The sequence below is a fragment of the Streptomyces sp. NPDC059456 genome (genome assembly GCF_042750055.1).
In the GTDB taxonomy this organism is placed as follows: Bacteria; Actinomycetota; Actinomycetes; order Streptomycetales; family Streptomycetaceae; genus Streptomyces.
This window is the reverse complement of the sequence record NZ_JBHYVA010000222.1, coordinates 1-11717: the sequence shown is the minus strand read 5'-3', so window position 1 is coordinate 11717 and position 11717 is coordinate 1. Positions and strand designations below refer to the sequence as shown.

Below are 11717 nucleotides of genomic sequence, written 5' to 3'. Positions count from 1 at the left end.
GTGCCGGGCCGCTGAGCCTCGGCACGGCCACCGTGGAGCAGCTGGACGGGCTGCCCGGGGTCGGCCCGGTCCTGGCGCAGCACATCGTGGAGTTCCGGACCGCCCGCGGCGGCTTCCGTTCGGTGGAGGAGCTCCGCCAGGTCGACGGCATCGGCGAGCGCCGCTTCGCCGATCTGCGCAAGCTGGTCCGGCCGTGAAGCGCCCCGAGGGGCCGGGCCCGGTGGATCTGCGCCTGGTCCTGCCGGCGCTGGCCGCCTGGGCCGCGGCCGCCCTCGCCCTCGACGCACCGGCCGGCTGGACGGCCGCCGGGGCCGGGCTCGGGGTCCTCGGCGCCGGGCTGCTGCTCCTGGCCGCCTGCCTGCGTCCGCAGTCGCTGTGGCGGATCGGCCCGGCCGCGGCCGCCGTCCTGCTGTGCGCGGCCGCCGGGGCCGGGGTGGCAGGCCTCCAGCGGGCCGAGGCGCGGGCCGGGCCGGTCGTGGGGCTGGCCGGGAACCACGCCCGCGTGCTCGCCGAGCTGACCGTCGGCTCGGACCCGCGCGGCTCCCGCGGCGGGAGCGGCCCGCCCGTGGTGGTCCTGGACGCGGTGCTGAACCGGGTGACCGGACCCGACGGCGCGCAGACCCGGGTCGAGACCCCCGTACGGGTGCTGGCCGGGCATCCGGGATGGGCCCGGCTGCAGCCCTCCACCCGGGTCGCGGTCGTCGCCCGGCTGGCCCCGGCCCCGTCCGGGGAGCGGGCCGTGGCGCTGCTCCGCCCGGCCGGGGACGAGCCGCCGCGGGTGACCGGCGGCCCCGACACCGTCCAGCGGATCGCCGGGAGGCTGCGGGCCGGGCTGCGCGGGGCCACCGAGGGGCTCGCGCCCGACGCCCGGGCCCTGCTGCCGGGGCTGGTGGTCGGGGACACCTCCCGGGTGCCGCCCGATCTCGACGAGGCGTTCCGGGCCACCGACCTGCTGCACCTGCTGGCCGTGTCCGGATCCAACCTGACCGTGGTGCTGTTCCTGCTCATCGGTCCGCCCGCCGCCGCGCAGCGCGCCGAGCGGGGCGGCCTCGCACCCCGGATCGGGCTGTCCCTGCGGGCGACGGCCCTGTGCGGGACGGCGCTGACCCTGGCGTTCGTGGTGGTGTGCCGGCCGGAGCCGAGCGTGCTGCGGGCCGCGGCCTGCGGGGCGATCACCCTGCTGGCCCTCGCCACCGGGCGGCGCAGATCCCTGGTCCCCGCCCTGGCGGCGGCCGTTCTGCTGCTGGTGCTCGGTGATCCCCGGCTCGCCCGCAGCCCCGGTTTCCTGCTCTCGGTCCTGGCCACCGGGTCCCTGCTCACGCTCGGCCCGCGGTGCGGCGAAGCCCTGCGCCGGCGAGGGGTGCGGCCCCGGCTCGCCGAGGCGCTGGGCGCCGCCGCGGCCGCGCAGGCCGTCTGCGCGCCGGTGGTCGCGGTGCTCTCGGCCCGGGTGAGCCTCGTGGCGGTGCCCTGCAACCTGCTCGCCGAACTCGCGGCGGGTCCCGCGACCGTGCTCGGCTTCGCCGCGCTCGCGGCGGCCCCGCTGTGCATGCCCGTCGCGGAGCTGCTCGCATGGTGCGCTGGGGTGCCGGCCGGGTGGATCGCCGCCGTGGCCCGGGCCGGGGCGCGGCTGCCGGGCGCGGAACTGGCCTGGCCCGGCGGGCTCACCGGTGGACTGCTGCTGGCCGCCGCCACCGTGGCCGTCGCGGTCACCGGCGCGCGGATCATGCACCGGCCGTGGGTGTGTTCCGTGCTGGCGGTCCTGCTGCTCCTGGCCGTCCTGCGGCCGCCGCAGCTCACCCGTACGCTCACCCGCTGGCCGCCGCCCGACTGGAGGTACGTGCAGTGCGCGGTGGGCCAGGGGGACGCCGCCGTGCTCGCCGCCGGCCCGGACACGGCCGTCGTGGTGGACGCGGGCCCCGAACCGGGACCGGTGGACAGGTGCCTGCGCGCGCTGGGGGTGCGCCGGGTGCCGTTGCTCCTGCTGACGCATTTCCACGCCGATCACGTCGGCGGCCTGTCCGGGGTGCTGAAGGACCGGGCGGTGGGTGTGATTCAGACCACCACCCTGGAGGAGCCGGCCGCTCAGGCCGGGTTCGTCCGGCGGACCGCGGCGGCGGCGCACGTCCCCGTCGTGGCGGCCTCGGCGGGCGAGCGGCGCCGGGCAGGGCCCCTGGAGTGGCAGGTGCTGTGGCCCGTGCCCGACGGCCCGCGGCCGGAGGGGCCCAACGACGCCAGCGTCGCCCTGCTGGTGCGGGCCGCGGGGCTGACCCTGCTGCTGCTCGGGGACCTCGAACCGCCCTCTCAGGAGGCCCTGCTGAGGGCCCATCCGGAACTGGGGCCGGTCGACGTCCTGAAGGTCGCCCACCACGGCTCCGCCCACCAGGACCCCGGCCTCCAGGCCCGGGTACGGCCCCGGCTCGCGATCGTCCCCGTCGGCGAGGGCAACCGCTACGGGCACCCCGCTCCGGGCACCCTCACCCACCTGCGGACCCTGGGCGCGACCGTCCTGCGCACCGACACCGACGGCTCGATCGCCGTCACCGGGAGCGGCCAGCGGATGCGGGCGTTCCCCTTCCGGCGCCGCCGTCGCCGACACGGGCATACCGGACAGGGTCTTTCTGTTTGCCCACAACCCGACAGCATGATCGAATGCGTCGTCGCCAGAGCGGCACATGTCCACAGAGCACGGGGGTGCCCCAACCATGTTCAGTCGCCGAAGAGGGTCGGAGACGGCCGGAAGCGCCGGTTCGCACACATCCGCCACGCTGTCGCTGCCCCATACGGCGCGGCTGCTCAGCTGCCGTGTCCTCGACACCGTGCACCAGCCGGTCCGGCAGGCCAGGTTCGAGGTGACCGACCCGATCGGCCGCCGCATCGTCAGCGGCGAGACCGATCCGTACGGCGGCTTCACCGCGGCCGTTCCGGAGGGCGAGTACCGGCTCTCCGTCACCGCCGAGGGCTACGCGCCCTTCCACGGGGCGACGCTGGTGGGGGACCCGGCGCAGCCCGGCACGGGGGAGATCGTGCTCGACGCCGTGGAACCGCCGCTGCTGCCCGCACCCGGCCACTGGGAGCTCGACCCGACGCATTCCTCCATCGGCTTCACCGCCCAGCACATCGGCTTCGCGCGGATCCGCGGCCGGTTCAACACCTTTGCCGGCGCGGTGCGGATAGCCGACCGCATGGAGGACTCCTCCATGCACGTGATCATCGACGCGGCGAGCATCGACACCGGTGTGCGGATGCGGGACGACCACCTTCGCTCCGCCGACTTCCTGGACGCGGCGCGCCATCCGACGGTCGAGTTCTACAGCGAGCGGTTCATCCACCGCAGCGGCAGCCGCTGGGCCGTCGCGGGCGCCCTGACCCTGCACGGGGTCAGCCGTTCGGTGACCCTGGACACCGAGTACCTGGGCCTCGGTACGGGGCTGGAGGGCGAACCGCGGGCGGCCTGCCGGGCGAGCGCCGAGCTGCACCGCGAGGACTTCTCCCTGAACTGGCAGTCCGTGCTGGCCCAGGGGATCGCGGCGATCGGTTCGAGCGTGGAGGTCGTGCTGGACGTCCAGATCGTGCACAAGGCGTAGCAGCGGCCCGCGGGGCCGCTACGGGGTCTCCAGCCAGCCCTCGTACTCGGCGGCGAGGCCGTCCAGCACCGTGGCGTCGAGCCGTTCCTGCGGGTCCTCGACGACCACCAGCCACTGGGCGTCCTCGGCGTCGTCCTCGCCGGCCAGGGCGTCTCGGACCAGCTGCGGCTCCTCGGGCAGGCCGAAGCGGTCGACCGCCTCCTGCGCCACTTCCTCGGCGGCGTCGCGGTCGGGCAGCACCAGTACATGTCGCACGTTCACGCGGCCATTCTCGGGTACGGGGCGGACGGGGCCGCCGCGCGGGGGGCTGTCAGTGCGGCGTGGGATGCTGGGTGCGATGGCCACCAGGAAGAACTCCACCGACGATCCGCTCGCCCCGCTCACCCTCGCGGTGGGGCAGGAGGACCTGCTGCTCGACCGCGCCGTACGGGAAGTGGTGACGGCCGCCCGGGCCGCCGACCCCGACACGGACGTGCGCGATCTCGCCCCCGAGCAGCTCCAGCCCGGCACGCTCGCCGAGCTGACCAGCCCCTCGCTCTTCTCCGAGCGCAAGGTACTGGTCGTGCGCAACGCGCAGGACCTGTCCGCGGACACGGTCAAGGAGGTCAAGGCGTACCTCGCGGCGCCGTTCGAGGAGATCGTCGTCGTGCTCCTCCACGCGGGCGGGGTCAAGGGCAAGGGCCTGCTGGACGCGGCCCGCAAGGCCGGGGCCCGGGAGATCGCCTGCCCGAAGATGACGAAGGCCGCGGACCGGCTGGCGTTCGTCCGGGGCGAGTTCCGCACGCTGGGCCGGTCGGCCACCCCGGAGGCCTGCCAGACGCTGGTCGACGCGATCGGGAGCGATCTGCGCGAACTGGCGAGTGCGGCGGCGCAGCTGTGCGCCGACGTCGAGGGAACGATCGACGAGGCCGTGGTCGGCCGCTACTACACGGGCCGGGCCGAGGCCTCCAGCTTCACGGTCGCCGACCGGGCGGTCGAGGGACGCGCGGCGGAAGCGCTCGAAGCGCTGCGGTGGTCGCTGTCCACCGGGGTGGCCCCGGTGCTGATCACCAGCGCGCTGGCGCAGGCCGTCCGGGCCATCGGCAAGCTCGCCTCCGCGCCGCGGGGGGCCCGGCCGGGAGACCTGGCGCGGGATCTGGGCATGCCGCCGTGGAAGATCGACCGGGTGCGCCAGCAGATGCGCGGCTGGTCGGCGGACGGGGTGTCGGAGGCCCTGCGGGCCGTGGCCGCGGCCGACGCCGGGGTCAAGGGCGGGGGCGACGACCCCGAGTACGCCCTGGAGAAGGCGGTCGTGGCAGTGGCCCGCGCCGCCCGCCCGGCCCGGCGCTGACTCCTGCCGCGGCCCGGCGTTGACTCCCGCCCCGGACCGGCGACCGAGTCCTGCCGCAGAACCCGGCCCCGGCCCTGCCGCTGACCCTGCCGTCTCGCCCGGCCCTTGCCGGCGGCCGGGGCCGGGAAGGACGAAGGCCCCGGCCGTCACCCTGGGGAAGGGTGGTGGCCGGGGCCTTCGTTACTGCTCGGTTGCACCGCACCCGCGTGGCGAACGCTTCGTGTGCGGCGCGGGGGCCGGTCGGGAGCGGGAGAGAGGGCCCGCTGGATCCCTTCCGGCGATCACATCAGAGCTCAGCCCTGGAGGGTGGCAACCTTGGAGGCCAGCGCCGACTTCTTGTTGGCGGCGGCGTTCTTGTGGATGACACCCTTCGAGACGGCCTTGTCGAGCGCACGCGAGGCGGCGCGAGAAGCCACGGTGGCCTTCTCGACGTCACCGGCGGCCACGGCCTCACGGGCCTTGCGGATCGCGGTCTTGAGCGAAGACTTGACGGCCTTGTTGCGCAGGCGCGCCTTCTCGTTCGTCTTGTTCCGCTTGATCTGGGACTTGATGTTCGCCACGAAAGAGCCTTTTCAGGTTCAGAGTTTGATCTTCGGATTGTGCCTCGACAGCTGAGAGGGCATACGAGACACAGCTGCTCAGGCTACCAGGCGCGCTCCCAGCGGCCCAAACCGAGCGCATCCCCCCGTCCATGGGACCATGGGAGCCTGCGTACAGATCCGACGAGAGCCGGAAACGCTTCCGACTGCGACCCGAGAATCAGGACACTGCGTGCCCGCGATCCCCAGCCACGTGCCCGAGCCGAGCCGTACCGACCCGGCGCTGATCCGCAATTTCTGCATCATCGCGCACATCGACCACGGCAAGTCGACGCTCGCCGACCGGATGCTCCAGCTCACCGGTGTCGTCGACCAGCGGCAGATGCGCGCCCAGTACCTCGACCGCATGGACATCGAGCGCGAGCGCGGCATCACGATCAAGTCCCAGGCGGTCCGACTGCCGTGGGCGCCCACCGCGGGTGAGGGCGTGGGCAAGACGCACATCCTCAACATGATCGACACCCCCGGGCACGTCGACTTCACCTACGAGGTCTCGCGCTCCCTCGCGGCCTGTGAGGGCACCGTCCTGCTGGTGGACGCCGCGCAGGGCATCGAGGCCCAGACCCTCGCGAACCTGTACCTCGCGATGGAGAACGACCTCGCGATCGTCCCGGTCCTGAACAAGATCGACCTGCCGGCCGCCCAGCCGGAGAAGTTCGCCGAGGAGCTCGCGAACCTGGTCGGCTGCCAGCCCGAGGACGTCCTGCGGGTCTCCGCGAAGACCGGCCTCGGCGTGGACGCCCTGCTCGACAAGGTCGTCGCCACCGTCCCGGCCCCGGTCGGCGTCAAGGACGCCCCCGCCCGCGCGATGATCTTCGACTCGGTCTACGACTCGTACCGCGGCGTCGTCACGTACGTCCGTGTGGTCGACGGCCAGCTCAACAAGCGCGAGCGCATCAGGATGATGTCGACCGGCGCGACCCACGAGCTGCTGGAGATCGGTGTCTCCTCCCCGGAGATGACGCCGGCCGACGGCATCGGCGTCGGCGAGGTGGGCTACATCATCACCGGCGTGAAGGACGTCCGTCAGTCCAAGGTCGGTGACACCATCACCAGCCTGAACAACGGTGCGACCGAGGCCCTCGGCGGCTACAAGGACCCGAAGCCGATGGTCTTCTCGGGCCTGTACCCGCTGGACGGCTCCGACTACCCGGACCTGCGCGAGGCCCTGGACAAGCTCCAGCTCAACGACGCCGCGCTCGTCTACGAGCCGGAGACCTCGGCGGCGCTGGGCTTCGGTTTCCGCGTCGGCTTCCTCGGCCTGCTGCACCTGGACGTGGTCCGCGAGCGCCTCGAGCGCGAGTTCGGACTCGACCTGATCGCCACCGCCCCGAACGTGGTCTACCGCGTGGTGCTGGAGGACGGCAAGGAAGTCACCGTCACCAACCCGAGCGAGTTCCCCGAAGGCAAGATCAAGGACGTCTTCGAGCCGGTCGTGCGGGCCACCGTGCTCGCGCCCACCGAGTTCATCGGCGCGATCATGGAGCTCTGCCAGACCCGCCGCGGCACGCTGCTCGGCATGGACTACCTCTCCGAGGACCGGGTCGAGATCCGCTACACCCTCCCCCTCGCGGAGATCGTGTTCGACTTCTTCGACCAGCTGAAGTCCAAGACGCGCGGTTACGCCTCCCTGGACTACGAGCCCACCGGCGAGCAGGCCTCCAGCCTGGTCAAGGTCGACATCCTGCTGCACGGCGACAAGGTCGACGCCTTCTCCGCCGTCTGCCACAAGGACGCCGCCTACGCCTACGGCGTGCGGCTCGTCGCCAAGCTGCGCGAGCTCATCCCGCGGCAGGCCTTCGAGGTCCCGATCCAGGCGGCCGTCGGCTCGCGCGTCATCGCCCGCGAGACCATCCGCGCCATCCGCAAGGACGTCCTCGCCAAGTGCTACGGCGGTGACATCTCCCGTAAGCGGAAGCTGCTGGAGAAGCAGAAGGAAGGCAAGAAGCGCATGAAGATGGTCGGCTCGGTGGAGGTGCCCCAGGAGGCCTTCATCGCCGTCCTCTCCAGCGACGAGTCCGGTGGCAAGAAGAAGTAGCCCCCGGTCCCGACGGGCCGTGTGCCGCAAGTGAAACAGGCCTCCGTGCAGCCGCGCGGGGGCTTGTTTCGTTATGAATCGGCGTCTCAAGGGCCCTTACGCGCCAGCCGGAGGGCCCCTAGTCTGATCACTGCCCGTTGGTTACTCGCCAGTTACAAGCCCTGGTTGCAAGCCCTGTTGGAAGCCGTCATTCACCGCCTTGGATGACAGGCCCTGCCGCGTGGTCCGGAGGACGTCCGTGAGCGACACACAGACCTTGATCGAGAACCGCCCGCCCACCGTGGCGGCCCTCTTCCTTGAGCGTGTCGCCGCCACGCCCCACACCGAGGCCTACCGGTTCCCGGTGCCGGCGGCCGCCGGCACCGGCCCCGACGACTGGAAGTCGCTGAGCTGGGGCCAGGCGGCGGAGCGGGTCTTCGGCATCGCCGCCGGTCTGCTCGACCTCGGCCTGCAGCCCGAGCAGCGGGTCGCGCTCGCCTCCAACACCCGCGTCGAGTGGATCCTCTCCGACCTGGGCGTCATGTGCGCCGGCGGCGCCGTGACCACGATCTACCCGAGCACCAACGCCGAGGAGTCGGCGTTCATCCTCTCCGACTCGGCCAGCCGCGTCCTGATCGCCGAGGACGCGGCCCAGCTGGCCAAGGCCCGCGAGCGCCGCGCCGACCTGCCCGAGCTCGCCCACGTGGTGGTCCTGGAGGCCGCCGACGCCGTACCGGCCGACGGCGACCCGGAGGGCTGGGTGCTCTCCCTCGCCGACCTGGAGGCACGCGGCAGGGAGTACCTCGCCAAGCACCCCGAGGCGGTCAAGGAGCGCATCGCGGCCATCACCCCCGACCAGCTCGCCACGCTGATCTACACCTCGGGCACCACCGGCCGCCCCAAGGGCGTACGGCTGCCGCACGACAACTGGTCGTACATGGCCAAGGCCACCGTCGCCACCGGCATGATCTCCAGCGACGACGTCCAGTACCTGTGGCTGCCGCTCGCGCACGTCTTCGGCAAGGTCCTGACCTCCGGCCAGATCGAGGTCGGACACGTCACCGCCGTCGACGGCCGCATCGACAAGATCATCGAGAACCTGCCGGTCGTCCAGCCCACCTACATGGCGGCCGTGCCCCGCATCTTCGAGAAGGTCTACAACGGGGTCGCCGCCAAGGCCCGCGCGGGCGGCGGCGCCAAGTACAAGATCTTCCAGTGGTCGGTCGGCGTGGCCCGCGAGTACGCCAAGGTCACCCAGGACAACTACCGGCGCACCGGCCAGGCCACCGCCCCGTTCGGCCTCGCCACCAAGCACAAGATCGCCGACGCGCTCGTCTTCGGCAAGCTCCGCGACGCCTTCGGCGGCCGGCTGCGCGCCGCCGTCTCCGGCGCCTCCGCCCTGGCCCCCGAGATCGGCTACTTCTTCGCCGGCGCCGGCATCCACATCCTGGAGGGCTACGGCCTCACCGAGTCCAGCGCGGCCTCCTTCGTCAACCCGGGCGAGGCCTACCGCACCGGCACCGTCGGCAAGCCGCTCCCCGGCACCGAGGTCCGCATCGCCGACGACGGCGAGATCCTGCTGCGCGGCCCCGGCATCATGCAGGGCTACCACCTCCAGCCCGAGAAGACCTCCGAGGTGCTGGAGGAGGACGGCTGGCTGCACACGGGCGACATCGGCGAGCTCTCGCCCGACGGCTACCTGCGCATCACGGACCGCAAGAAGGACCTCATCAAGACCTCGAACGGCAAGTACGTCGCGCCGGCCGAGATCGAGGGCCGCTTCAAGGCGATCTGCCCGTACGTGTCGAGCATCGTGGTGCACGGCGCCGACCGGAACTTCTGCACCGCCCTGGTCGCCCTCGACGAGCCGGCCATCCTCGGCTGGGCCGCCGAGAACGGGCTGGAGGGCAGGACGTACGCCGAGGTCCTGGCCGCGGCGGAGACGAACCGCCTGGTCGAGACGTACGTCCAGACCCTGAACGAGGGCCTCCAGCGCTGGCAGACGGTCAAGAAGTTCCGGATCCTGCCCCGCGACCTCGACGTGGAGCACGGCGACCTCACGCCCAGCCTCAAGCTGAAGCGGCCGGCCGTCGAGCGTGAGTTCAAGCACCTCATCGACGAGATGTACGAGGGGTCGCGCGAGGCGTAGCGCCCGCGTCGGGCCCGGCGGGGCGGGGCGGCGGACCGCCCCGCCCCGTCCCGGCCCCTCCGGCACCGGGACGGGCCGCGCGCGGGACCGGCCGGGCGGCGGACGCGGGTGCGGGACAATGGGGGCATGCCTTCCGCACTGCCCGACGGTGAACCCATGCCCGAAGACGGCTCGCTGCCGTCGCATGCCCTGGCGGGTGCCGGGGACCGGCCGCTCGGGTTCTACCTGCACGTCCCGTACTGCGCCACGCGGTGCGGGTACTGCGACTTCAACACGTACACCGCGACCGAGCTGCGCGGCACCGGCGGCGTGCTCGCCTCCCGGGAGAACTACGCCGACACCCTGATCGACGAGGTCCGTCTCGCCCGCAAGGTGCTCGGCGACGACCCCCGGGCCGTCCGGACGGTCTTCGTGGGCGGCGGCACGCCGACGCTGCTGCCGGCCGCCGACCTCGTACGGATGCTCGCGGCGATCCGGGACGAGTTCGGCCTGGCCGAGGACGCCGAGGTCACGACGGAGGCCAATCCCGAGTCGGTGAACCCGCAGTACCTGGCGGAGCTGCGGGCCGGGGGCTTCAACCGGATCTCGTTCGGCATGCAGAGCGCCAAGCAGCACGTCCTGAAGGTGCTCGACCGCACGCACACGCCGGGCCGGCCCGAGGCGTGCGTGGCGGAGGCCCGGGCGGCGGGCTTCGAGCACGTCAACCTGGACCTGATCTACGGGACGCCGGGGGAGTCCGACGACGACTGGCGGGCCTCGCTGACGGCCGCGCTCGGAGCCGGGCCGGACCACATCAGCGCCTACGCGCTGATCGTGGAGGAGGGCACCCAGCTGGCGCGGCGGATCCGGCGCGGCGAGGTCCCGATGACGGACGACGACGTGCACGCGGACCGGTACCTGATCGCGGACTCCGTGATGGCCGAGGCCGGGTACTCCTGGTACGAGGTCTCCAACTGGGCCACCTCGCAGGCGGGCCGCTGCCTGCACAACGAGCTGTACTGGCGCGGCGCCGACTGGTGGGGCGCGGGACCCGGCGCGCACTCGCACGTCGGCGGCGTGCGGTGGTGGAACGTGAAGCACCCCGGGGCCTACGCCGCGGCCCTGGCCGAGGGCCGCTCCCCGGGCGCGGGGCGCGAGCTCCTGTCCGCGGAGGACCGGCGGGTGGAGCGGATCCTGCTGGAGCTGCGGCTGGTGGACGGGGTCCCGCTGTCGCTGCTGGCTCCGGCGGGGCTCGCGGCGTCCCGCAAGGCCCTCGCGGACGGGCTGCTGGAGCCGGGGCCGTACGAGGGCGGGCGGGCCGTGCTGACCCTGCGGGGGCGGCTGCTGGCCGACGCGGTGGTCCGGGACCTGGTCGACTAGCCCTGCGGCGCCGTCGCCGGGGGCGCCGCCCCCGGACCCCGCGCCTCGGACGCCGGCGGGGCGGAAGGCCGCCTCGGCGGTCGGCGGGGCCGGAAGGCCGCCTCGGACGCCGGCGGGCCCGGAGCGGGGTCTACGGGGCCGTGACGTGGTCGATGAGGTGTTCCACCGAGCCCAGGAGCGTCGGCTCCAGGTCCTTGTAGGACGTCACCCGGGACAGGATGTGCTGCCAGGCGGCGCCCGTGTTCCCGGGCCAGCCCAGGGCCCGGCACACGCCCGTCTTCCAGTCCTGCCCGCGCGGGACCACCGGCCACGCCCCGATGCCCAGCGCCGACGGCTTCACGGCCTGCCACACGTCCACGTACGGGTGCCCGACGATCAGCACGTCCGGGGAGGTCACCGACGCCGCGATGCGGGACTCCTTCGAGCCCGGGACCAGATGGTCCACCAGCACGCCCAGACGGGCGTCCGGGGCCGGTGCGAACTCCGCCACGACGGCCGGGAGGTCGTCGATGCCCTCCAGGTACTCCACCACCACGCCCTCGATCCGCAGGTCGTCGCCCCAGACCCGCTCCACCAGCTCGGCGTCGTGCCGGCCCTCGACGTAGATCCGCCCGGGGGGGGGCCCCCCCCGCGCCGCGCCCCCGCGCCGCCCCGCGGGCCCCGCCCGGGGGCCGCGGGG

9 protein-coding genes and 1 pseudogene are annotated in these 11717 nt (G+C 73.4%); 7 read left to right on the top strand and 3 right to left on the bottom strand.

Annotation, left to right across the window (positions count from 1 at the left end):
- The 3 genes and pseudogenes from ACFXA3_RS20480 to ACFXA3_RS20470 all read left to right on the top strand — a co-directional run.
- Positions 1 to 197: ComEA family DNA-binding protein (locus tag ACFXA3_RS20480; RefSeq protein WP_385188604.1), on the top strand; the 197-nt coding region annotated here is incomplete at its 5' end.
- Positions 194 to 2566: pseudogene (locus tag ACFXA3_RS20475) on the top strand (ComEC/Rec2 family competence protein); the annotation flags it as partial. The gene ACFXA3_RS20480 and the pseudogene ACFXA3_RS20475, both read left to right, overlap by 4 nt.
- Positions 2567 to 2702: 136 nt before the next feature.
- The gene (locus ACFXA3_RS20470; protein WP_385188602.1) at positions 2703 to 3584 is read left to right on the top strand and encodes a YceI family protein; all 882 of its coding nucleotides are present in this window, start codon (positions 2703 to 2705) and stop codon (positions 3582 to 3584) included.
- Positions 3585 to 3602: 18 nt separating this feature from the next.
- On the opposite strand, the gene ACFXA3_RS20465 is transcribed toward ACFXA3_RS20470, so the two are convergent.
- A complete protein-coding gene (locus ACFXA3_RS20465) occupies positions 3603 to 3845 on the bottom strand; it encodes a hypothetical protein (RefSeq protein WP_383515657.1) in 243 nt (80 codons plus the stop codon).
- 76 nt (positions 3846 to 3921) lie between these two features.
- Here ACFXA3_RS20465 and holA point away from each other — a divergent pair, with 76 nt between their 5' ends.
- Positions 3922 to 4914 carry a DNA polymerase III subunit delta gene (gene holA, locus ACFXA3_RS20460; RefSeq protein WP_385188600.1) on the top strand — a complete coding sequence of 331 codons (993 nt, stop codon included), beginning with the start codon at positions 3922 to 3924 and terminating at the stop codon, positions 4912 to 4914.
- 293 nt (positions 4915 to 5207) lie between these two features.
- On the opposite strand, the gene rpsT is transcribed toward holA, so the two are convergent.
- Positions 5208 to 5474 carry a 30S ribosomal protein S20 gene (gene rpsT / locus ACFXA3_RS20455; protein ID WP_352214677.1) on the bottom strand — a complete coding sequence of 89 codons (267 nt, stop codon included), beginning with the start codon at positions 5472 to 5474 and terminating at the stop codon, positions 5208 to 5210.
- 211 nt (positions 5475 to 5685) lie between these two features.
- Here rpsT and lepA point away from each other — a divergent pair, with 211 nt between their 5' ends.
- From lepA to hemW, 3 genes are all read left to right on the top strand, one after another.
- Positions 5686 to 7551, top strand: a complete 1866-nt coding sequence (lepA, locus tag ACFXA3_RS20450; protein WP_385188598.1) for a translation elongation factor 4 — start codon at positions 5686 to 5688, stop codon at positions 7549 to 7551.
- 238 nt (positions 7552 to 7789) lie between these two features.
- On the top strand, positions 7790 to 9679 hold the full coding sequence (locus ACFXA3_RS20445; protein WP_385188596.1) for an AMP-dependent synthetase/ligase: 1890 nt from the start codon (positions 7790 to 7792) through the stop codon (positions 9677 to 9679).
- Positions 9680 to 9805: 126 nt separating this feature from the next.
- Positions 9806 to 11038: a radical SAM family heme chaperone HemW gene (gene hemW, locus ACFXA3_RS20440; protein WP_385188594.1), complete on the top strand. Its 1233-nt coding sequence runs from the start codon at positions 9806 to 9808 to the stop codon at positions 11036 to 11038.
- 130 nt (positions 11039 to 11168) lie between these two features.
- Here the strand turns inward: hemW and ACFXA3_RS20435 are convergent.
- On the bottom strand, positions 11169 to 11717 hold a 549-nt coding region (locus ACFXA3_RS20435), incomplete at its 5' end, for a DUF3097 family protein (RefSeq protein WP_385188592.1).